19 protein-coding genes and 1 pseudogene are annotated in these 22,235 nt (G+C 64.4%); 9 read left to right on the forward strand and 11 right to left on the reverse strand.

Features of this window, described 5'->3' with window-relative positions; all coding sequences use genetic code 11:
• The first annotated feature begins 119 nt into the window (after positions 1-119).
• The 4 genes from lspA to ACZ5IQ_RS14975 all read left to right on the forward strand — a co-directional run bounded on the left by lspA (position 120) and on the right by ACZ5IQ_RS14975 (position 4,418).
• On the forward strand, positions 120-731 hold the full coding sequence (gene lspA, locus ACZ5IQ_RS14960; protein WP_464481474.1) for a signal peptidase II: 612 nt from the start codon (positions 120-122) through the stop codon (positions 729-731).
• On the forward strand, positions 728-1,651 hold the full coding sequence (locus ACZ5IQ_RS14965) for an RluA family pseudouridine synthase (protein WP_061000806.1): 924 nt from the start codon (positions 728-730) through the stop codon (positions 1,649-1,651). The genes lspA and ACZ5IQ_RS14965 overlap by 4 nt, the downstream gene beginning before the upstream one ends.
• Positions 1,648-2,589: an EamA family transporter RarD gene (gene rarD, locus ACZ5IQ_RS14970; protein ID WP_464480001.1), complete on the forward strand. Its 942-nt coding sequence runs from the start codon at positions 1,648-1,650 to the stop codon at positions 2,587-2,589. Before ACZ5IQ_RS14965 ends, rarD begins: the two co-directional genes overlap by 4 nt.
• A 149-nt stretch (positions 2,590-2,738) precedes the next feature.
• Positions 2,739-4,418, forward strand: a complete 1,680-nt coding sequence (locus ACZ5IQ_RS14975; RefSeq protein WP_346414682.1) for a glycosyltransferase family 39 protein — start codon at positions 2,739-2,741, stop codon at positions 4,416-4,418.
• Between the two features lie 572 nt (positions 4,419-4,990).
• Here the strand turns inward: ACZ5IQ_RS14975 and ACZ5IQ_RS14980 are convergent.
• The 3 genes and pseudogenes from ACZ5IQ_RS14980 to ACZ5IQ_RS14990 form a co-directional block, all read right to left on the reverse strand.
• Positions 4,991-5,188 (reverse strand): hypothetical protein, encoded by a 198-nt coding sequence (locus ACZ5IQ_RS14980; protein WP_346414684.1) that lies wholly within the window; start codon positions 5,186-5,188, stop codon positions 4,991-4,993.
• 192 nt (positions 5,189-5,380) lie between these two features.
• Positions 5,381-5,835, reverse strand: a pseudogene (locus ACZ5IQ_RS14985) (IS3 family transposase); the annotation flags it as partial.
• A gap of 208 nt (positions 5,836-6,043) precedes the next feature.
• A complete protein-coding gene (locus ACZ5IQ_RS14990) occupies positions 6,044-6,877 on the reverse strand; it encodes a glycosyltransferase family 2 protein (protein ID WP_346414685.1) in 834 nt (277 codons plus the stop codon).
• 331 nt (positions 6,878-7,208) lie between these two features.
• Between ACZ5IQ_RS14990 and ACZ5IQ_RS14995 the strand changes: the two genes are divergently transcribed.
• Complete coding sequence (locus tag ACZ5IQ_RS14995; protein ID WP_406774528.1) at positions 7,209-8,510, forward strand: UDP-glucose dehydrogenase family protein; 1,302 nt, start codon at positions 7,209-7,211, stop codon at positions 8,508-8,510.
• A 26-nt stretch (positions 8,511-8,536) separates the two neighbouring features.
• On the opposite strand, the gene ACZ5IQ_RS15000 is transcribed toward ACZ5IQ_RS14995, so the two are convergent.
• From ACZ5IQ_RS15000 to ACZ5IQ_RS15010, 3 genes are read right to left on the reverse strand one after another with little or no spacing between them, the layout of a single operon-like run.
• Positions 8,537-9,334, reverse strand: a complete 798-nt coding sequence (locus ACZ5IQ_RS15000) for an ABC transporter permease (RefSeq protein WP_346414687.1) — start codon at positions 9,332-9,334, stop codon at positions 8,537-8,539.
• Positions 9,331-10,068: an ABC transporter permease gene (locus tag ACZ5IQ_RS15005; protein ID WP_406774530.1), complete on the reverse strand. Its 738-nt coding sequence runs from the start codon at positions 10,066-10,068 to the stop codon at positions 9,331-9,333. The genes ACZ5IQ_RS15000 and ACZ5IQ_RS15005 overlap by 4 nt, the downstream gene beginning before the upstream one ends.
• Positions 10,065-10,997, reverse strand: coding sequence for an ATP-binding cassette domain-containing protein (locus ACZ5IQ_RS15010; RefSeq protein WP_464480002.1), 933 nt, complete (start codon positions 10,995-10,997; stop codon positions 10,065-10,067). Before ACZ5IQ_RS15010 ends, ACZ5IQ_RS15005 begins: the two co-directional genes overlap by 4 nt.
• Positions 10,998-11,364: 367 nt before the next feature.
• Here ACZ5IQ_RS15010 and ACZ5IQ_RS15015 point away from each other — a divergent pair, with 367 nt between their 5' ends.
• Positions 11,365-12,072, forward strand: coding sequence for a TetR/AcrR family transcriptional regulator (locus ACZ5IQ_RS15015; RefSeq protein WP_464480003.1), 708 nt, complete (start codon positions 11,365-11,367; stop codon positions 12,070-12,072).
• Between the two features lie 58 nt (positions 12,073-12,130).
• On the forward strand, positions 12,131-15,664 hold the full coding sequence (dnaE, locus tag ACZ5IQ_RS15020; protein WP_212811477.1) for a DNA polymerase III subunit alpha: 3,534 nt from the start codon (positions 12,131-12,133) through the stop codon (positions 15,662-15,664).
• Positions 15,665-15,671: 7 nt separating this feature from the next.
• On the opposite strand, the gene ACZ5IQ_RS15025 is transcribed toward dnaE, so the two are convergent.
• Positions 15,672-16,505, reverse strand: a complete 834-nt coding sequence (locus ACZ5IQ_RS15025; RefSeq protein ID WP_464480004.1) for a class I SAM-dependent methyltransferase — start codon at positions 16,503-16,505, stop codon at positions 15,672-15,674.
• Positions 16,506-16,704: 199 nt separating this feature from the next.
• Positions 16,705-17,403, reverse strand: coding sequence for a hypothetical protein (locus ACZ5IQ_RS15030; protein WP_464480005.1), 699 nt, complete (start codon positions 17,401-17,403; stop codon positions 16,705-16,707).
• A 79-nt stretch (positions 17,404-17,482) separates the two neighbouring features.
• On the opposite strand from ACZ5IQ_RS15030, the gene ACZ5IQ_RS15035 reads away from it, so the two are divergent.
• On the forward strand, positions 17,483-18,994 hold the full coding sequence (locus tag ACZ5IQ_RS15035) for a carboxylesterase/lipase family protein (RefSeq protein ID WP_464480006.1): 1,512 nt from the start codon (positions 17,483-17,485) through the stop codon (positions 18,992-18,994).
• A 4-nt stretch (positions 18,995-18,998) separates the two neighbouring features.
• Here the strand turns inward: ACZ5IQ_RS15035 and ACZ5IQ_RS15040 are convergent, their stop codons facing one another.
• Genes ACZ5IQ_RS15040 through ACZ5IQ_RS15050 form a run of 3 tightly spaced genes read right to left on the reverse strand, consistent with a single transcriptional unit; the run spans position 18,999 to position 21,244 of the window.
• Entirely contained in the window at positions 18,999-19,472 is a 474-nt protein-coding gene (locus ACZ5IQ_RS15040; RefSeq protein ID WP_212811473.1) for an RDD family protein, read from the reverse strand.
• A 9-nt stretch (positions 19,473-19,481) separates the two neighbouring features.
• On the reverse strand, positions 19,482-20,291 hold the full coding sequence (locus ACZ5IQ_RS15045) for a class A beta-lactamase-related serine hydrolase (RefSeq protein WP_244872554.1): 810 nt from the start codon (positions 20,289-20,291) through the stop codon (positions 19,482-19,484).
• Between the two features lie 29 nt (positions 20,292-20,320).
• A complete protein-coding gene (locus tag ACZ5IQ_RS15050) occupies positions 20,321-21,244 on the reverse strand; it encodes a LysR family transcriptional regulator (RefSeq protein ID WP_212811472.1) in 924 nt (307 codons plus the stop codon).
• An 85-nt stretch (positions 21,245-21,329) separates the two neighbouring features.
• On the opposite strand from ACZ5IQ_RS15050, the gene ACZ5IQ_RS15055 reads away from it, so the two are divergent.
• Positions 21,330-22,151, forward strand: coding sequence for an acyl-CoA thioesterase domain-containing protein (locus tag ACZ5IQ_RS15055; RefSeq protein WP_406783694.1), 822 nt, complete (start codon positions 21,330-21,332; stop codon positions 22,149-22,151).
• Positions 22,152-22,235: the final 84 nt, after the last annotated feature.

Here is a 22,235-nt window from a genome sequence, read left to right on the forward strand (position 1 = left end):
GTCTTTGGGATGATGGGGGAGTGACTGATGAATCCACGGAGCCGGAGGCGACCTCGGGCGGGGAGCCGGAGGCGACCTCGGGCACCGGGCCGGAGACGGCTGAAAGCGCCGAATCTCCCGTGACCGCGCCGCCGCAGGCCCAGCCCGTCCCGCGGCGGCTGCGGCTGCTGTTGATGGTCGCGGCGCTGGTGCTGGGGCTGGATGTGCTGACCAAGGTCCTGGCGGTGAAGCTTCTGGTGCCAGGTCAGCCGGTCGAGATCATCGGCGACACCATCACCTGGACGCTGGTCCGCAATTCCGGGGCGGCCTTCTCGATGGCGACCGGGTACACCTGGGTGCTGACGCTGATCGCCACCGGCGTGGTGCTGGGCATCATCTGGATGGGGCGGCGCCTGGTCTCGCTGTGGTGGGCCCTCGGGCTGGGGATGATCCTCGGCGGCGCGGTGGGCAACCTGATGGACCGGTTCTTCCGCTCGCCGGGGCCGCTGCGCGGCCACGTCGTCGATTTCCTCTCGGTCGGCTGGTGGCCGGTGTTCAACGTCGCTGATTCCGCGGTGGTGTGTGGCGCGATGTTGCTGGTCGGCCTGTCGATGTTCGGCATCGACTTCGACACCGAAGGCAAGCAGGCGGAAACCGAAGATTCGGCCGAATCTACTGATACGCAACAGGGTTCGCCGGCATCCCCGGCGCCGGCCGCCGCGGCCGCCGACGAGGCCGAAACCGGCCGATGAGCAGCCGTTCGATGCCGGTCCCCGAAGGACTGGCCGGGATGCGGGTGGACGCGGGCCTGGCTCGCCTTCTCGGGTTGTCGCGGACCGCGGTGGCCACGATCGCCGAAGACGGTGGCGTCGATATCGACGGTGCGCCGGCGGCGAAGTCGGACAAGCTTGTCGCGGGCTCCTGGCTGGAGGTCCGCCTTCCCGAGGCGCCGGCGCCGCTGGAGAACACGCCGCAGGACATCGAGGGCATGGCGATCCTCTACTCCGACGATGACATCGTCGCCGTGGACAAGCCGGCCGGGGTGGCGGCACACGCGTCGTTGGGCTGGACCGGCCCGACGGTCCTCGGCGGACTGGCTGCGGCCGGTTTCCGGATCAGCACCTCGGGCATCCACGAGCGACAGGGCATCGTGCACCGGCTGGACGCCGGCACATCCGGCGTGATGGTGGTGGCGCTGTCCGAGCGGGCGTACACCGTGCTCAAGCGGGCCTTCAAGCACCGCACCGTGGAGAAGCGCTACCACGCGCTGGTGCAGGGCCATCCGGACCCGTCCAGCGGCACCATCGACGCGCCGATCGGCCGTGCCCGGGGCAACGACTGGAAGTTCGCCGTCACCGAAGGCGGCCGGCACAGCGTCACGCACTACGACACCATCGAGGCGTTCGTGGCGGCCAGCCTGCTGGACGTGCACCTGGAGACCGGTCGTACCCACCAGATCCGGGTGCATTTCTCCGCACTGCACCACCCGTGTTGCGGTGACCTGACCTATGGCGCCGATCCGACGCTGGCGAAGAAGCTCGGGCTCGATCGGCAGTGGCTGCATGCGCGCTCGCTGGGGTTCGCCCATCCGGCCGACGGCAGGTGGGTCGAGATCACCAGTGAGTACCCGGCGGAATTGCAGCACGCTCTGGATGTGTTGCATCGGCAGTGACCACTACCGCGACGGCCACTTCGAACCAGAACCGGGGATTGCTGCTCGGGCTCGGCGCCTACGGCTCGTGGGGTCTGTTTCCCGCGTTCTTCCCGCTGCTGAAGCCGGCGAGTGCCTTCGAGGTGCTGGCCCATCGCATCGTGTGGACGGTGCTGCTGATGTTCGTGGTGCTGGCCGTCGGTCGCCGCCTGGGTGACCTGCGCCGGTTGTCGGGCCGCACCTGGGGACTGCTGGTGTGTGCGTCGGCGCTGATCTCGCTGAACTGGGGCATCTACATCTACGCGGTCAACAACGGCCACGTGGTCGACGCTGCGCTGGGCTATTTCATCAACCCGCTGGTGAGCGTGGCGCTCGGCGTTGCGCTGTTCGGTGAGCGGTTGAATCGCGCGCAGGCGGCGGCGCTGGCCATCGCCGTGGCCGCGGTGATCGTACTGGCGGTGCAGACCGGTGAAATCCCGGTGATCGGCCTCGGCGTGGCGGTGTCCTTCGGTGTGTACGGCGCGGTCAAGAAGGTCGTGCGCGCTGACCCGCGGGTCAGTGTCGGCGTCGAAGCCGGGGTGGCCGCGCCGTTCGCGTTGGCCTACCTTGTCGTCCTCACCATTGCGGGGCAGGCGACGGTTCCCGCGCTGGGCGCGGGCCACACACTTCTGATGATGTTGTGCGGCCCGGTGACGGCGCTGCCGTTGCTGATGTTCGCCGGTGCGGCGCAACGGCTTCTGCTGGTCACCATGGGCCTGCTGCAGTACCTGACGCCGGCGTTGCAGATGGCGTGGGGCGTCATCGTCGGGCATGAGCCGATGCCGGTGGGCCGGTGGGCAGGCTTCGTGCTGATCTGGCTGGCGCTGGCAGTGCTCACCGGCAGCGCGATCGGCAGGAGGGTCGGTGGCAATTCGGCCGTCGCCGTCGATCCGGTAGTTGCTCTGTCGTCATTGCCCTGAAGAGACTCTTGGGCGATGAGACGACGGCATATCGGTCGATAGCGGTAGGCCGAAAGCAGTGCCTCACACATCGTCCGGGCGGCGCGCTCAGGCGGTAGCCGGACGGGTCGGACGGGTACTGTCGTCGTCTGGGAGATTCGGGTCAGGGCATGGCCGGTTATCAGGGGAGCGCCAATTTGAGCACGCGTTACGAGGGTGGACGCCAACGGTGTGAACGCTTGTTCGGGAGATTTGCGGCGTATCGGCTGACGCCCGCGGTGGCGGTTTGGCTCGTCGTCGCATTGATCGTGCTCTTGGTGGTACGCGCGATGGTGTCGACTTCGCTGTCTCACGATGACGCGATCACCATGCTGTCGGCGACTTGCAATCAGGGGCGCTATTCGCAATTCATTCCCATTGGTCAATGGGTATCTGTGCAGACCTGGCAGGACTATTGGAGTCTGCGGAATCCGGGATGTTTCGACCGGATTCGCACCGATCTGGCGCATTTTGACATCCATCCGCCTTTGTATTTCTGGCTGCTGCACATCTGGTTCTCGTTTTTCGGTGTCTCGATCCCGGCCGCAGCCATGCTGAACGTTGTGCTTGTTGTCATGACGGCACTGCTGCTCTTTGCGGTGTGCCGGGTGCTCGAGATCCCCACCTTCTTAGGTGCGGCCGCTGTGTTGACGTGGGCACTCTCCATGGCGGTCCGAGCGAGCGCGGTCGCTATTCGCCAGTATGCGTTGCTCGGCTTGTGGTCGACGCTACTGTTGTTGTTCGTCTGCTTGTGGTTCACCCGCCACAAATTCGGTTACCTGGTCGCACTTGCCCCTGTCATTGCCTTGGGCCTGCTGACTCAGTACTTGTTCGTCGTCCCTGCCGGGTTTGCCTTGCTGCTCGTCGGTGTCGCCATCGTGGCCCGCCGGCGGTACTGGGAGTTTGCCGGTCTGGTCGCCGTCGGCGTCGTCGCCGTCAGCGCGTTCGGCATGGGAAACCCGGGGTTCTGGGAGTCATTCCACCGTGGCGGGGAACAGGCACAGCATTTTTCCTGGCCCATGCTCGGGGTCCGGATCGTGGCGTTGCTCGGCCCGCTGTACGAGGCGTTTGCGCCGATCGATCCCGCGTACCAGTCGTACGGTGTCGAGATCGGCGCCGTCGTGGGCGGTGTCCTGACAGTGGTGGTGGTCTCGCCGATTCTGTGGATCGCCGCCAAGTGGGTGGTGCGTCGTCACGGCGGCTGGCATGAATTCGTTCCGACTGCGTCGGCAGTGCCATTGCAGATGTTCTTCAGTTGCTGGCTGGCCATCATCGCGCTGTACGTCTCTTTCATCAGCCCGGTGCATTCCATGCGTCCGCTCTATTTGTACTTCATCACCCCATTTCTATTCGTCGGGCTTGCGGTGTCGGCGCGGCGTTCGCACGTGGTGGCTGTGGTGCTGTCGGTGCTCCTCGTATTCCAGTTTGTCGGGGTAACGCTGGCTACCGTGCACGCCGGCTATCGCTACACGCAGACAACCGCGCTAGTGCCGGCATCCGACGCCGCGATCGTGATCGATTCGGATCGGCGTGGAGTTGTACCGCCGACATTGTGGTCGGTTCCGCCTGACGCGGTGACTTTCGTAGCCAGCCAGGACGAATTGATCAACCATTTTCCGGATCTGTCCAGCCTCTCGAATCGACACGTCTATTACGTGAGTAGGGTCTTGCCGGCGGACCCGTATGGGAATTCAATTGCGAAGCGGAATGAAATACTCCAGAAGTTCGCCGATCGCGGCTATGCTTCCGCGCATCTGGGCGCCAACCAACTGTTAGGCGGCGCTGACGTATACCGGCTCGTCCGCTGGTAGCAGCATCTGCTTTGCCTACGGCTAGTGTTCACTGCCAGAGGAGGTCAACGCTTGAATTACGAGGGTGATAGTTGATTCAGGTAGTAAATGTTGCGGGACGCCGCTAATCGCGGTTGGTAGTGCGCCGAACGTTCTTACTCAGGTTCGGTCTCCCAGACGTCGATCACGGCGTTTAAGTCGGCATTCGATTTTACTTTCGTGAAGACCGCCATCCGACCGACCGGGAAGAATTCTGCCACATTCTCCAGAATGTGGTAATGCGGTCTGTTGATGTAGTCGTCGACGACGACTTGCCACCCGTGTGTATCCCGTAGCAGGTTAAAGCATTTCGCGGCGCAAGCCACTCGAAAGCGCCCGTCTACTAACACCAAATCTGGTGGCACATTTATGAATCGCGGATCCGAATAGCGTCGGTACAGTGCTAGGCGCTGCTCATCTGCGTGGCCGTATGGCCGTCCCCAAGGGCCCGTGCGGCCTATATCCGCGTATACCAGTTGTTGGTTTTCGCTTTCAAGTCCGGCTGCCGCAATTTTTGCGCCGACGAGACGGAGGAAGTTGGGGTCGGACTCGACTCACACCATGTTGACGCCGCGACTGGCGGCTTGGATGGTTGATCCGCCGGTGCCGTACTCAAGATACGACTTCGCATTATTCAGTTGGTCAATAAACCATTTAGTCGATTCGGCGCTGTCGAAATGCGGATTATCGGGTACCGACAATTTAGACCAGTTTTGACGTGCTTTAAATACCCAATATTCGGCAGAATGCATTTATCCCCCTATGTACAATTTCTTACCACGGACATGTCCGCGGTGGTGCACGACCTCCATTCTAGGGTCGCACCTGCACTTGATGTGCCGATTTTTGCGAAATCGTGCCGCGACTCCCGATGGATTGCGTCGACCCCATCTGCGAGGTCTTCGGGTCCCAGGAGGGTAAAGCCAAACCGCGGGCTGAATAGTGATCGTCGCGACCGGCGAGTACGATGACACAGCCTGATTCAAAGCGGCTACCGTCGGCGAGAACTTATCCGCGATAAGGTCGAGTGGCCCACAATAGGAGTTGAAGTAGACGCCTTTGATGGCGCAGGACCGAGTTGAGAGTTCAGGCCACGCTTCTTGACGAAGCTTGACCAGATGCGCTCCTGGGAGCATAACCGCGCTGCCGGTTCTTGCCAGCGCGGATTCCGCGCCCTGGTAATTGGTCGGCAGTGAATCAGTATCCGAAGGCTTGGTCGTCGGCGTCGATGTCGCGGGCGGCGTTGATCAAGTGCACATCGCCCCAAATTCGCTGCGTCACAGGCGCTTTTGTGCCAACTATAGATCGCCTGGATGGAGACCCTAAGAACCGGCAGGTTCGCCTCGACGGGCACGCCGTCATCGGCAAGGTTACCGGCCAGAGGCTCCGCCGGTGCGGGCCACTGCGGTAGCGTCGACTCGAAGCTTGGCGGGAACGGCTGTGGCAAGAGGTTGATCGTTTCACTGAGGACGGATCCTCACAGTTCAAGAGACAACCAAACCGGGGTTGTCCCATCACGGGGTCACCACGCTACGAAAGTACCCGCCTCTCGGAAATATCGGTTGTTCATGTCGCAAGCGCCCGAGCAAGTTGCATGTTAAGCCACGTCAGCGATAGTTACCCGTGACCCAGGCTTTGAACCCATGCTTTCCGAGCAGGTAACGCAGAGATTCGTACTGTTGCTTCTTACGTTTCTTACCGCGCACATCGATGTAGTGGTGGACCACTTCGATTGAAGGGTCGAACCAGCGTTTGATGCCCTTCTTCTCCAATCGGATCGCCAGATCCTGAGCCCCATGGTTGCGCATGTTGATGTCATAGCCGCCGATCGATTTGTACGCATCGGCATAGATCAGCATGTTGCCCTCGTGCAGCCAGAAAGTCTCCTGAGCTGTTGGTGCATCCAGCACGTTCGGATAGTTCTTGACGATTGGCCGGACCGCCTGCTGAATCGTGCGGGCCAATTTGGGACGGTTGCGGATCCGGTCGAGGACTGGGGGAATCGCCGTCATGTGCGTGTGCAAACAAAACGCTGGGCCGAAATTGTAAGGTTCCTGACTTCCGTCGGTGCGGCTTACCAGCCCGCCTATCGCACCCACGCCCTTGTCGACGTAGCGAGCGGCAACCTGGCGCGCCACGTCGGCGATGTTCTCGGTCTCCAGATCCATGTCGGCATCGATGAAGTGGATGAGCTCGTCGCCATCGATCACCTTGAGGACTTGATTGCGGTTCGCTGTGCAGCCCTGGTTTTGCGGGGCGACGATCATCTGCACCTGACCGCCAAACTCCTTGACCACCTCGACACTGTCATCAGTGGACCCGTCATCGAACACATATATGCGGTCGTAGCCCTGTACCAGCACCTGTGGCAGGAGCTTGCGTAGGTGGTGGCCCATGTTGTAGTTGGGAATCGCGGCAATGACCGGCAACTCGTTCGACATTACGGTTAGTGTCCCTTCCGTACTGCGTCTCAAATGACGCCTACGCCAAAATGTTTCGGGGTGCCAACGACGCCGCCGGGCAAACCGTTGCATGGCCTCTCTGTGGCCTCTCGCGCCATGCGCAAACCTACCATCCGACTGACCACCACCTCGCGACAAGCTGTGAGGTGTGGTCAGCAGACAATGCGCTTCGGCAGTTCGACGTCGGTCGTACGGTAGCCTCACAGCGATCGGCCGTGTTAGCTGGCAATTGGAAGCGCGCGTCGGGCGAGCTCGGCCCTCAGGGCTCGCTATACCTCGATGACAGCAAGCAGAAGCAAGGAGATCAGTCGTGCGGCTGACAGTATTCGGTATGGGGTACCTCGGACTCACCCACGCTGTGTGTATGGCTGAATTGGGCCACGAGGTGCTCGGGGTCGAGGTAGATCACGACAAGGTTGCCAAGCTTGCGAATGGCGAAGTGCCGTTCTACGAGCCTGGACTGGCGGCGCTGCTGAAAAAGCACCTGGAATCCGGCCTTTTGCGTATCACCACCAGCTATCAGGACGCTGCGGATTGGGGGGCGCTGTACTTCATCGCGGTCGGTACCCCACAGAAGAAGGGCGAATCGGCTGCAGACTTGCGATACGTCGAAGCTGTTATCGATGGACTCGCTCCGCTAGTGCGCAGCGAGGTGTTGATCCTCGGCAAATCCACTGTGCCCGTGGGCACATGCGCGAAGCTCGTTGACCGAGCCCGCGCTCTGTCCACGGAGGGCGAGATCGAAATCGCCTGGAACCCTGAGTTCCTCCGCGAAGGCTATGCCGTGCATGACACATTGACCCCGGATCGGATTGTGTTGGGCCGTACCGAAGGTGGCCGGGCTGAGACACTGACCCGCGAGGTGTATGCCACGATTCTTGAGCGGGATACACCGTTCATCGTGACGGACCCGGAGACCGCCGAACTGGTCAAGGTATCCGCCAACGCCTTTCTGGCTACCAAGATCTCCTTCATCAATGCGATCGCCGAGGTATGCGATGCTGTAGGCGCGGATGTGAGAGCAGTCGCCGACGCGATCGGTTATGACGCGCGCATCGGCCGCCGTTTTCTCAACGCGGGTCTAGGCTTTGGCGGCGGCTGCCTTCCCAAGGACATCCGGGCTTTTATGGCGCGTGCTGGCGAACTAGGCGCCTCGGAGGCCCTAATGTTCTTGCGTGAAGTGGACAACGTCAACATGCGGCGTCGTACACGTATGGTCGAGGTCACTAGAGCTGCCTGCAACGGGTCGCTCCTGGGTGCGAACATCGCGATCCTGGGCTCGGCGTTCAAACCGGATTCTGATGACGTCCGTGACTCGCCTGCACTTAATGTCGCTGGTCAACTACAGCTGCAGGGTGCTTCGGTCACGGTGTACGACCCGAAGGCGATTGAGAACTCCCGCAGAGTGTTTCCGACGCTTTCGTACGCGAACTCGGTTCGTGGCGCATGCGAGAATGCCGACGTCGTCCTGGTATTGACCGAGTGGTCTGAGTTCACCGAGATTAACCCGGCTGAACTCAGTGCCATCGTGCGTCGTACCACCGTGATCGACGGCCGGCTCTGCCTGGACCGTGAGTGGTGGACCAAGTGCGGCTGGCGCTATCTGACTTGACCCGTCAGGTCAGATAGCGACTGGAATCAGTCGCCAAGCTGTCCTGTCTCAGCAGCTTGCCGGTAGTTACGCGCGGCAAGGGGGCCGAACAGCGCGCTGAGAACAACGATCCAAGCAACGGAAGCCGCGAGTGGCAGCCAGAATGCGCCAGCGCCTTGCGACAGCTGGCTCATGGCCTGAATAGCCGGGGCGACGGGCTGATATTGGGCAAGGGGACGCAGTAACGCCGGGAGTTTGGCGACCGGAATGATCGCTGCGAACGCTAAACCCATGCTGGCAGTACCTACCCATGCCAGGATTGTGCGGCCTTGGTCGTGTAATGCCAACGTGATCACGATCATCGCATAGACGACGACTACGAGACTCGGAACAGCGAGGTATGCGAGCAGTTCGATGATGTTGCCGCCAAATCGGAAGCCGAGTGCATAGCCAGTTGCCAGGATAAGTGCGCTCCCGGCGAAAGTGCGCATGGATTCGGCGAGCAGCGTCCCGATCAGCGCGCTCGCTCTTCGGACGGGCATGATCCACAGCCGGGTGAGCAGGCCGCTCTCTCGATCATGAGGCATAGTCATCCCGGCGCCCACACAACCGGACATGGCACCCGCAACCGCGCACACCGGGATCAGTACGTCAAGGCCGCTGTTGCCGGTGAGGCGGGTCATCGAGGTTCCGACTAGCAGACTATAGGCGACCAATAGAACCGTGGGAAACAGCAGCGCTTGAAGGGGCACGGTTGGGTAGCGCCGCCACTGTATGAGCAACCGGCTGGCGAATATCCAACTTTCGGTTAACAGCGAAAATTGCCGCGTTGATTGGGTATTCACTGGGCCCGCCTTTGCAACCGGAGTGCGAACATGCCGAAGACAATGAGAAGCCCAACGCACCATGCGAGGCTGACGAGCAGATTGCCTTGGTGCACGTGACCGCTGGTGAGGCCGCGCAGCGTTTCGGTGATCTGAGAAATGGGTTGGTAACGGACAAAGGGTTGTACCCAAGTGGGGAACGATCCCAGCGGAGCGAGTCCGGTCGAAAGCAGGACCAATAGCAGCTGGGGCACCATAAGTAACTGGCTGGCAACTTCGGTCCGACCAGCCTTACTGCCTGTCGCGTCGGCGCCCAGCGACAGCGCCAAGGTGAGAGTGAGAGCCAGACCGAAAAACGCTGCCACATAGCCAATGCCGCCAGCGAATCGGAATCCGAACACTGATGCTGCAGCGATTGATGCAACTGTCGCGAGTGCGCCACGTATGATGCAGTAGCTCATTCGGGCCAAGAGTGGCGCGTATTGGGAAATGGGGAGAGTGCGTAGTCGAACACCCATACCACTGGCCTTTTCGTGCGCCGCCCGATCGGTGGTGGTGAGCGCCCCAAATAACATAGCCTGAACAACCACGGCAGGCAGTACGTACTGCGCGTAACTCATTCCGCCGGTGTTGATCACATCGCGCAGCAACAAGGTTAGGCCAATTAAGCCCAGCAACGGAGCCACCGCTGCGAAGATCAAATCTACCCGACTTCGGCTGACGATTCGGGCAGTAAGAATTGTCGGCGCGTTCATGCCGTGGTCGCCGGGGTGGTGAGGTGGAGGAACACCTCGTCGAGTGAGGGCCGGCGCAGCGAGATGTCGATGAGTTCGACGCCGATCTCGTCCATCCGGCGGAAGACCTCGGTCAGCGTCGCGACGCCGCCCGGCGCCGGGACGGACACCGTCGTCGCGTCGGTGTCGACCTCGATCTCGTCGAAATCCGCCAGGGCCGTGGCGATGCGCGGCAGGTCGTCCGGGTTGAGGGGCGTCATCTCGCAGTAGCTCGAGCCGGTCTGGCGCTTGAGCTCATCGGCCGTCCCGCGGGCGACGATCTGACCGCCGTTGAGGATGACGATGGAATCGCTGAGGATGTCGGCCTCCTCCAGATACTGCGTCGTCAGGAGGACGGTGATGCCCTGAGCCTTCATCGAGGACACCAGATTCCACACGTCGCGGCGGCTGCGCGGGTCCAGGCCGGTGGTCGGCTCGTCGAGGAACAGCACCTTCGGCGGGACGACGAGGGACACCGCGATGTCGATCCGGCGGCGCATGCCACCGGAGTACCCGCTCACCTGGCGGTCCGCGGCGTGCCCCATGTCGAATTGGGTGATCAGTTCGTCGGCCCGGCTGCGGGCTTCGCCGCGGCGCAGGCCGCGCAGGCGCCCGAACAGGACGAGGTTCTCCCGTCCGGTCAGCCGGAGGTCGAGGGCGGCGTCCTGTCCGGTGACGCCGATGGACTGGCGGACCTTCGCGGGTTCCTTTGCCACGTCGTAGCCGGCGACGATCGCCTGTCCCGAGCTCGGCTTGAGCAAGGTGGACAGGATCTTGACCGTCGTCGTCTTGCCGGCGCCGTTGTGTCCCAGCAACGCACACACAGAGCCCGTGGGGACGGAAAAGCTCACGTCGCGGAGTGCGGGAACGGACCCGCCAAAAGTCTTGGCGACGTTAATGAGCTCGATCACGGACTCATACGATACAGAGAGCGACCGTGCATTCAATTCGCACAGCGCCCGCCGCGATGTGGACATCATCACTATGCGGCGCCGGGTGAGGGCCGCATCCGGCGCCCGATTCGGTTGCCGGATCTCTACGTCGGCGACAAATTTTCAGGCAAATAGGTAGCGGGACTCGTCGCCGTCACCGAATGGGCCGCCCGTCGACCGCGGGACACGACGCCGTCTGTGCCGGTCACCGGACGGAATCGACCGCACGGCCGGGCCGCGCGGGGCAAGTCGGCCGGCCGATGGCGAGGTTGCGGTTGACCACGTATCAGCTATGTCTTAGAGTTTGCTGAATTCGTAAATATCCCCTTCTGTGCGAGGACGTGGCATGGTGCATCTCGATGTTCTCCCAGTGAAGGCAGGACGGCGCCGGGGTCGGCCGGCAGGCACCGATTCGGCACAGACACGGGCGCGTATTCTGGGCGCCGCGCGCGAGGTGATCGCGGTCCGTGGCTACCACGCCACCACCATCCAGGCCATCGCCGAGATCGCGGAGTTGAGCCGTCCCACGCTGCACTACCACTTCCAGACGCGCGAGGACATCTACCACTGCCTGCTGAACGAGATCGCCACGACGATCGACCTCTGCATCGCCCGCGCCGGCGCGGAATCCACTCTTCCATCACAGATTTCGGTGCTCGTCACCGAATTCCGCAATGCCGGCGTCCATGAACCGGGCAGTGTGGCACTGCTGGTGAGTTCCTATCTGGAGGCCGACCGGCTGCCCGCCCCGCGCAGGGACGCAAAGGCCGCCGTCCGCAAATTCATGGACCAGGCCGTGCGCGACGCCGTGGCGCGCGGCGAGTTGCCTGCCGGGACGGCTGTGGCCCCTGTTGCCGATCTGCTGTACACCATGGTGTGGGGGCTCGGGTTCTACGCCGGGCTGGTGGCCGATCGAGACCGCGTCGAGGCGGTAACTAAGCAACTGCAACAGGTGTTGCACAAGGGGTTGCTGGTGGGTCCCGGCGCAACAGCAGACGGCCCGGCTGGCGGCCCCGCGCCCGCGGCCGCCACGGGCGCGTCGCAGTCGGCCTGACGACACAGCCCGCGACACGCCGAGACGTGTCGGTGGCCCGTTTTAGACTGGCAGCCCTATGAGCCAGTTCGTGCACCTCCACAATCACACCGAGTACTCGATGCTGGACGGTGCGGCGAAGGTCAAGCCCATGATCGCCGAGGCGCTGCGGTTGGGAATGCCTGCCATCGGCATGACCGACCACGGAAACATGTTCGGCGCCAGCGAGTTCTACAACGTCGCCACCAAAGAGGGCATCAAGCCGATCATCGGCATCGAGGCGTACATCGCGCCGGCGTCGCGCTTCAACACCAAGCGCATCACGTGGGGTGATCCGAGCCAGAAGAGCGACGACGTCTCGGGTAGCGGTTCGTACACCCACATGACGATGGTCGCGGAGAACGCGACCGGTCTGCGGAACCTGTTCAAGCTGTCGTCGCTGGCGTCGTTCGAAGGGCAGCTCGGCAAGTGGTCCCGGATGGACGCGGAGATCATCGCCGAGCATTCCACCGGCATCATCGCCACCACGGGCTGCCCGTCGGGTGAGGTGCAGACCCGGCTGCGGCTCGGCCACGAGAAAGAGGCCATCGAGGCCGCCGCGAAGTGGCAGGAGATCTTCGGCAAGGAGAACTTCTTCCTCGAGCTCATGGACCACGGCATCGAGATCGAGCGCCGGGTCCGCGAGGGCCTGCTGGACATCGGCAAGAAGCTGGGCATCCCGCCGCTGGCCACCAACGACTGCCACTACGTCACGCGCGAGGCCTCGCACAACCACGAAGCGCTGCTGTGTATCCAGACCGGTAAGACACTGTCGGACCCGACGCGGTTCAAGTTCGACGGTGACGGCTACTACCTCAAGTCGGCCGAGGACATGCGGGCCATGTGGGATCACCAGGTACCCGGTGCCTGCGATTCGACGTTGCTGATCGCCGAGCGCGTCGAGTCCTACGCCGATGTCTGGAAGTTCCACGACCGGATGCCGATCTTCCCGGTGCCCGAGGGCGAGACACAGGCCACCTGGCTGCGCAAAGAGGTGCTGCGTGGCCTGGACCGGCGCTTCCCGGGCGGTCCGCCGCAGGAGTACCTCGACCGCGCCGAGTACGAGATCAGCGTCATCGTGCAGATGGGCTTCCCGGCGTACTTCCTCGTCGTCGGTGACCTCATCAGCCACGCGCGCGAGGTCGGCATCTGGGTCGGCCCGGGCCGCGGTTCGGCCGCCGGTTCGCTGGTGGCCTGGGCGATGGGCATCACCAACATCGACCCCATCCCGCACGGTCTGCTGTTCGAGCGGTTCCTCAACCCCGAGCGCGTGTCGATGCCCGATATCGACATCGACTTCGACGACCGCCGCCGCGGCGAGATGGTGCGGTACGCCAGCGAGAAGTGGGGCAGTGACCGCGTCGCCCAGGTCATCACCTTCGGTACCATCAAAACCAAAGCCGCGCTGAAGGATTCGGCCCGAGTCCACTACGGGCAGCCGGGCTTCGCCATCGCCGACCGCATCACCAAGGCCCTGCCGCCGCCGATCATGGCCAAGGACATCTCGGTGGCGGGCATCACCGACCCCAACCACGAGCGGTACAAGGAAGCCGCCGAGGTCCGCGCGCTGATCGACACCGACCCCGACGTCCGCACCATCTACGAGACCGCGCGCGGCCTGGAGGGCCTGGTCCGCAACGCGGGTGTGCACGCCTGCGCGGTGATCATGAGCTCCGAGCCGCTCATCGACGCCATCCCGATGTGGAAGCGCGCCCAGGACGGCGCCATCATCACCGGCTGGGACTACCCGTCGTGTGAGGCCATCGGCCTGCTGAAAATGGACTTCCTGGGCCTGCGCAACCTCACCGTCATCGGTGACGCGCTGGAGAACATCAAGGCCAACCGTGGCATCGATCTGGATCTCGACCACCTGAGCCTTGACGACCCGAAAACCTACGAGCTGCTGGCGCGCGGCGACACGCTCGGGGTGTTCCAGCTCGACGGTTCGGCGATGCGCGATCTGCTGAAACTGATGCGGCCGACCGGCTTCGAGGACATCGTGGCCGTCCTGGCGCTGTACCGGCCGGGTCCGATGGGTGTGGATGCGCACACCGACTACGCCAAGCGTAAGAACGGGCTGCAGGAGATCAAGCCCATCCACCCGGAGCTCGAAGAGCCGCTGCGCGACATCCTTTCCGAGACTTACGGTTTGATCGTCTACCAAGAGCAGATCATGCACATCGCGCAGAAGGTCGCGGGCTACTCGCTCGGTCAAGCAGACCTGCTGCGTCGCGCGATGGGTAAGAAAAAGAAGGAAATCCTCGACGAGGCCTACGGCGGGTTCGCCGACGGCATGAAGCAGAACGGCTTCTCGCAGGCCGCGATCACCGCGCTGTGGGACACGGTCCTGCCGTTCGCCGGCTACGCGTTCAACAAGTCGCACGCGGCCGGCTACGGCCTGGTGTCGTTCTGGACGGCGTATCTCAAGGCCAACTATCCGGCCGAGTACATGGCGGGTCTGCTGACCTCGGTCGGTGACGACAAGGACAAGGCCGCGATATACCTGGCGGATTGCCGCCGCCTGGGCATCACGGTGCTGCCGCCGGATGTCAACGAGTCGGTGCACAACTTCGCCTCGGTCGGCAAGGACATCCGCTACGGGCTGGGCGGTGTGCGCAACGTCGGCGCCAACGTGGTGCAGTCGATCATCGCGGCCCGCACCGAGAAGGGGAAATACACCGACTTCTCCGACTACCTCAGCAAGATCGACATCACGGCCTGCAACAAGCGGGTCACCGAATCTCTGGTCAAGGCAGGCGCTTTCGACTCGCTGGGCCATGCCCGCAAGGGCCTGTTCCTGGTGCACGCCGACGCGGTCGACTCGGTGCTCGGCACCAAGAAGGCCGAGGCCATGGGCCAGTTCGATCTGTTCGGCGGCGGTGACGCCGGGGATGCCGGCGATGCGGCCTTCACCATCAAGGTGCCCGACGACGAGTGGGACGACAAGCACAAGCTCGCCCTGGAACGCGAGATGCTGGGTCTGTACGTTTCGGGCCACCCGCTCAACGGTGTCGCGCACCTGCTCAATGCGCAGGTGGACACCCAGATTCCGGCCATCCTCGAAGGCGCTGTCGCCAACGACTCCCAGGTCCGCATCGGCGGCATCCTGGCGGGCGTGGTGCGGCGGGTCAACAAGCAGGGATTGCCCTGGGCCTCAGCGCAATTGGAAGATCTCAACGGTTCGGTCACCGTGAACTTCTTCCCGAAGACCTACGCGGTGTTCGGCGCCGACATCATGGACGACGCCATCGTGCTGGTGAGCGGCAAGGCCCGGGTCGAGGACGAGCGGGTGTCGATCTTCGCCAGTGACCTTGTGGTGCCGGACTTTTCGAATGCACAGGCCGACCGCCCGCTCGCAGTGAGCCTGCCGACCCGGCAGTGCACCCCGGAGAAGGTCAGCGCGCTCAAACAGGTGCTGGCCCACCATCCGGGCACCTCTCAGGTGCATCTGCGGCTCATCAGTGGCGACCGGATCACCACCCTGGAACTGGACCAGACGCTGCGCGTGACACCGTCGTCGGCGTTGATGGGCGACCTGAAGGCGCTGCTGGGTCCGGGCTGCCTGGGCGGGTAGTCGCTGCTCAGAAGCCGTAACGCAGGATCCGGGCTTTCCGGGCACCGGCGCGGGTGCGCCCCGTCAGCCGGGTGGCGATCCGCAGCACCCGGGGAAACAGGTCAACCTCGGGCTGGTGGGCCAGGCTGGCTTCTTCGATGAGGTGCATTCGGGGATTCCAGGTCAAGGGGTGCCGGGCGTCTTTGAAACCCGCGTAACCCAGTTGGCTGCCGACGTCTTTGAACATCTTCTGCGGCAGGTACTTGAACGCCGCGAGGCTGATCGGCCCGAACTGTCCGTAATCGTTGAACGCCAGCTCGCCGTGGTGGAAATGTTCGGTGACGCTGCGGAACACACCGGCTATGACGGGCTCGGTGAGGAACGCGAACAGACCGTCCGCCACGAGCATGGTGGGCCGGTCTGCGGGAATCCCTGCGGCCCAGTCTGTTTCGGCCACCGATGCCACCACCGTATGGCAGTGCGGATTCGCCGGCAACAGCTCCTCGCGAAGCGCGGAGATGCCCGCCAGGTCGACGGTGTACCAGTCGACCGTCGGCGGCGGTGCGACCCGATAGAAGCCGCTGTCGAGGCCCCCGCCCAGATCGACCACGACCGCATCGGGATGGGATGCGAGGAATGCAGCTACGCGGTCGTCGAGCATCTTGGCGCGCAGCGCGGTCTGGCAGACCACGCTGGTCTGGACCCCGAGTGCGGCGAAGTCGTAGTCGATGGCCGCCACTGCGGCATCTGCCCAGGTGTCCCCGAGAATCGGTCGGGGCCGCCGGCTGTCGAGGGCCCTCGCGTACACGGTGAGCAGGGCGGTCCGTTCCACAGGCGTCAGCGACGTGACAGCTATTCCCATCGTTCCGACCATACGCCATCATTCGAGCTGAACGTTTCGGCCAAAACGTTTAGCGCCCTGCGGATTTCGCGTCTCGCTGCACCTGAGTTGGCGGCCTGTCGTCGAGAAGTACGCAGCCGAGATCGAGGCGCTCTACGCAACGGATCCGGGTCCGACGGTCCACGAACCGAAAGCGACTGTCGCCGCGGCGAATTGACCCTCAGGCAGTGGTGCAGGCGAACTTCAGCCCCACGCCCTCGGGTGCCGGGAGCACCGGAGTCAGGCAGCCGAAGGTCTGGATGCCGGCATCACTGAACCGGACTGCGGTGCGGCGCGCGTAGTTCACGCAGACCGGCCCGGTGGCGTCGGCGCGGCATTGGTAGTCGCCGAACCGCAGGCTCTGGCCGTCTTTGAGCTTGGGGCCGGTGCCCTTGTTGAATCGTCCCGGATCTCCGTGCACGGAACCGACTTCCGCTGTCGGCCCCTCGAAGTCGACCCAGCCGCCCACCCAGTGGCCATAGGTATCGGCCGGTTGTGGTGGCGGGGACTTCAGGTGTGTCAGGCAGGCCAGCGTGCCGTTGAAACTCTTGTCGGTCATGCAGTTCGCCCCGGAGGCGGTGGTGAACGCGATGTCGGTACCCAGATCGGTGGGCGTACCGTCGCGTGTCGCGGTGTGGAACCCCGCCGGGTCGGCCGGGGTACCGGCCTCGACCCAGGCGATCACGTCGGCGACGGGGGCGCCCGCGGGCGGCGGCGTCGTGGGTGCGGCTTTCGGCGTCGGAGCCGGCGGACGACTCGTTGGTGCGGTGGCCGACAGCGATGGCTCCGAGATCGCCACGCCGGGCCGTCCGTGCTGGTCTGACGTGGCGGCACAACCCGCAACCAGGGCACATGCCGCGAGGACCACCGGAAGTCGCATGCCCGCCAGGGTAACCGGCACTACCGCAACACGCGGCTCAGGCACCCCGGTGATTACAGATTTTCGATAGTGTCCATTTATGCACGAACGTACCGTCCGCGTGACCATCGACAGCGGAACCATCGAGGGTTTCACCCGTGACGGTGTGCACCGTTGGCGTTCCGTGCCCTACGCGCGGCCGCCGGTGGGCCCGTGGCGCTACCGGGCCCCGCAACCGGTGCAGCCGTGGCGCGGCGTGCGGTACTGCCATGGCTTCACGTACTGCGCGCCGCAGGACCGCAAATTCACGATGCTCAGCGTGGGCAAGTACCAGCCGATGGGTGAGGACTGTCTGACCCTCAACGTGGTGACGCCCGAGCAGCCCACTGGCGAGCCGTTGCCCGTGATGTTCTTCATCCACGGTGGCGGCTACATCCTCGGCAGTTCTGCCACCCCGATCTACGACGGGGCCGCACTGGCGCGGCGCGGCTGCATCTTCGTCTCGGCCAACTACCGGCTGGGTGCGCTCGGCTGCTTCGACGTCTCGACCCTGGCCACTGCGGAGCACCCGCTGGACGACAACCTGTTCCTGCGCGACCTGGTGGCGGCGCTGAAGTGGGTGCGGACCAACATCGCGGTTTTCGGCGGCGACCCGGACAACGTGACCATCTTCGGGGAGAGTGCCGGTGCGCACGCCGTCGCGACGCTGCTCGCCGTGCCGCAGGCGAAAGGCCTTTTCCACCAAGCGATTGCGGAGAGTCCCGCCAGTGGCATGGTGCGGTCACCCGACGCGGCGGCCCAGTTCGCGAAGCAGTTCGCCGCACAGCTCGGCGCCGGTGAGCGCGACGGCGCCGCCGCGCTCATGGCCGCGAAACCGGCTGAGCTGTTGGCCGCGCTGGACCGCGTCATCCATGGTGCGGTGGCCGACATGCCGGGGGCCTTTCCGGCCGGCCCGGCGTACGGCACCGAGTTCCTCCCCGAGGATCCGATGGTCGCGATGCGCGAGGGGCGGGCCCACCAGGTGCCGCTCATCGTGGGCAGCAATGCCGACGAGGGTCGCCTGTTCACCAAGTTCATGCAGCTGCTGCCCACCAACGAGGCCATGATCGAACGCATCCTGGCCCATGTCCCGGCCGAGCAACGCGCCCGGATCATCGGGGCCTATCCGGGCTACCCGCACTCGGCCGACGCCTGTATCAAGCTCGGCGGCGACTTCGCCTTCGGCACGGCGGCGTGGGATATCGCCGGCGCGCACATGCGCCACGCGCCCACGTACGCGTATCGGTACGACTACGCGCCACCGGCGCTGCATTGGACGGGTCTGGGCGCCACGCACGCGACCGAACTGCTCGCCGTGTTCGACGTGTACCGGACCCCGCTGGGTTCGGTGCTGACGGCCGCCATGGACCGCAAGTCGGCGTTGCGGATCAGCAATGACGTGCAGAACCGCTGGCGGGCGTTCGCCCGCACGGGCGTCCCCGGCGCGGGCTGGCCACGGTACGACGCCGACGACCGCGCCGTGCTGGTGTTCGACCGCAAGACGCGTGTCGAGTTCGATCCCCGGGCCGAGCAGCGTCAGGCCTGGGAAGGCTTTTCACTGGTCCACGGCTAGGCCGCTACTTCTTGACCACCTGGGTGCCGCCGGCGAGTTCGTCGTGCCGGCCCTGCTTGCAGGGGCTGGAGCTGATGGTGACGGCGATGAAGATGTATGCGATGAACGCGAGCAGCCCGCCGACCCACGGGATGATGGTCAGCAGGGTGAACGAATTGCGGATGGCCGACTGCTTTAAATCGGGTTTCGGCATGCCGTGCGGGCCGCGGACGCTGAGGCCCAGCACCATCTTGCCGGGCGTCGCGCCGGCCAGCACCTCGAACAGCACGAAGTACAGGAAGGTGCCCAGCCCGGAGAACAGGCCGGTCACCATGATGTCCGACATCGAGCCGATCGAGAAGGCGCCGAAGAAGGCCAGCACTCCGACGATCAGTCCGTCGATGAACCGCGCGAAGAAACGGGGCAGCAGGTCGCCGGGATGCACCGGGGTCGGTGCGCCGTAAGCGCCTGAGGTTGGGTAGTTCTCGCCGTAGGTCATGACGTCAATTTACTGCCGATTGGCCAGCAATATCTGGCTTAACCGCGTAGTGGTGGCCTGGCCGTCCGCATTGCCGCCGGCGCCGTTCAACGCGTTCATGACGGCCAGCGTGAAACGTTGTCCGGGACCGGCGAATCCGACGGTGTTGGTCACCCAGCCGCCCTGTTCGTCGGACCAGCCGTCCTTGTTGCCGGGCGCCATGTTCGGGCCCGCGCCCCAGACGCCCCACTGCTGGATCGGATCGACGTTCTGCATGGCGTTCACGATCCAGGCGGTCTCGTTGGGCCGCAACCGGGTCAGCATGTAGTTCACCATCTGGTCCAGATCGTCGGTGGTCGACTTCTGAAAACCCCAGTAGGGGAACATGTCTCCGAATCCCCGCTGCGGTTGGACCCGCGTCATGCCGAAATGCGGGAAGTCGTTGTTGAAGATGGTGTGGTCGGGTCCGCCGTACCGCGTCCACAGGGTGTCGGCGGCGTCGTTGTCCGAGGTGTGCAGCATCTTGCCCATCAGGGCGATGTCGTTGTCGGTGAGCCGCAGCAGCCCGGCGCTCTGCCGGGCGAACAGGTCCACCACGATGCCGAGCTTGATGGTCGAGGCCGTCCAGACCATGTCTCCGGCATGCGAATTACGGTACACCGCACCGGTTTTGCGATCGCGGAGCACGTAGCCGACGGTGCCCGGCCGGGTGGCCAGGTAGGCGTCGGCCGCCGCGACGCGTTGCTGCGCATCGCAGGCACCGGTGCATTCGGCGCGCGCGGCGGGCAGCGCGGATCCGGTCAAAAGCGTTGCGACCAGCGCCGCCCTGAGCAGTTTCACGCCGGTAGCCTCCCAGATCTCGGTCAGTGTCATTCGGTGCCGACGGCCTCGGGGCGCGGCCACGTCGGGAGGGGCACCGGTCCGTCGCCCGGTCGCAGCCGGTCGAGCACGGCCCGTAGCGGCGGCCAATTGGTGCGGCCCTTGCGGGTGACGGCGTAGGCGGTGTGGATCACCGTCGGCCCGGCCAGCGGGACGACCTTGATGCCCGCGCTGGTGGGGCGTTCCAGCGGCAGCAGACCGACGCCGTATCCGGCGACGATCAGATCCTCGACCAGCTCGAGGCTGTCGATCTGATGGGCGATGCGCGGGGTGAATCCGCTCAGCGCACCCAGCGTGCGGACGGCATCCTCGTCAGCGGTGTTGCGCGAGTTGACGATCCAGGTCCGGTCCGCGTAGTCGGACAGTTCGGCGGGTCCGTGGGCTTCGTCGGCCGGCAGGCCCAGGCCCCACGGAATCGACCACAGCGCAAAGCCTTCCAGCAGCGGGCTGGGGGAGGCCGGAGCGAGGTTGTAGTCGTAGGTCAGGGCCAGGTCCAGGTCGTCGTCGGTGAGCAGCGCGAACGCTTCGATGGGCTCGTATTCGCTGATGGCGACATCGATTCCGGGGTGCTCCTTCGTGAGTTCCGCCAGGATCGGCAGCAGCGAGACGCGGATGCCGGTGGCGAATCCGCCGATCCGCAGCGTGCCGACGGGTTCGGCGTCGGAATCGAGGTCCAGGCGCGCCGCGTCGACGGCGGCGAGAATGGTGACCGCATGATCGGCCAGGCGCTGTCCGGCCGGTGTCAGTCTGACTCTGCGGCCTTCCGGTTCGATCAGTTGGGTGCCGGTCTCCTTGGCGAGTGCGGCGATCTGTTGTGACACCGTCGACGTCGTCAGATTGAGGTTTTCGGCGACGGCCCGCATCGACCCCAGGCGTGACAGCGCCAGTAGGAGGCGCAGCCGTCGGGTGTCCATCCGACCATTGTCCAGGAAATCTGCATGATTCTGCACCGTCCGGCCCGAAGTTATGAATATTTAGCCAATGTGCGACGATCCGAAAATGACCGCACGCCCCGCCCACTTCATCCCGATCGACGCCGACCGGGTCCAGCCGACCCGATTCGCCCAGAGCCTGTGGGGTGAAGACCACCTCAACGGTCCGGCGGTGGTGGGGCTGGCCGCCCACGCACTGGAGGCCGCGTTCGGATTGCCCGACTTTCTGCCGGCCCGCCTCACCGTCGACCTGTTCCGCGCCGCGCGCGGCGTGCCGACGACGACAGAGGTGAAGCTGGTCCGGGACGGGCGACGCGTGCGTAATTCCGAGTGTGACGTGGTGCAGGAGGGCGTGGTCGTCGCCCGGGCCACGCTGGTGCAGTATCGGCTCGCCGAGGCGCCTCCCGGCGAGGAGTGGTTCCGCACAACCGATTTCGAGCCGCCCACGGAGATCGACGGCGGGCTGGCGCCGTACATCAGCAGTGACGGCGTGGGCTGGACGCGGGCCATCGCCGAGCATCAGAACACGGCCCGCAAGCGCTACGTCAACCAGCCCCTCGACGTCATCGAGGGCGAGACCAACACGCCGTTCGTCCGGGCCGCCGTGGCCGCCGAGGGCACCAGCATGGTCACGAATCTGGGGACCGCGGGCATCGGCTACATCAACGGCGACCTGACCGTGGCGTTGACGCGGCTGCCGCAGGACGACTGGGTCGGTGTCGAGGCCGAGACGCACTGGGCGGACCGCGGCATCGCGGTCGGTGCCACCACGCTGTACGACAGCGCCGGGCCCATCGGTACCGGGCTCACCACTGCGGTCAGCAATCCCGCCGCTCAGATCGATTTCGGCCACAGCCGGTTCCCCGATCGGATCAGGCGGGACGTGTAGCGCTCCGATTGTGAAGCGCTGCAGAAGGTTTAGCGGCGGGACGCACGCGGTAACCAACAACTGTCCGAGCAATCCGTGGGGTGG

The organism is Mycobacterium toneyamaense (assembly GCF_055384815.1).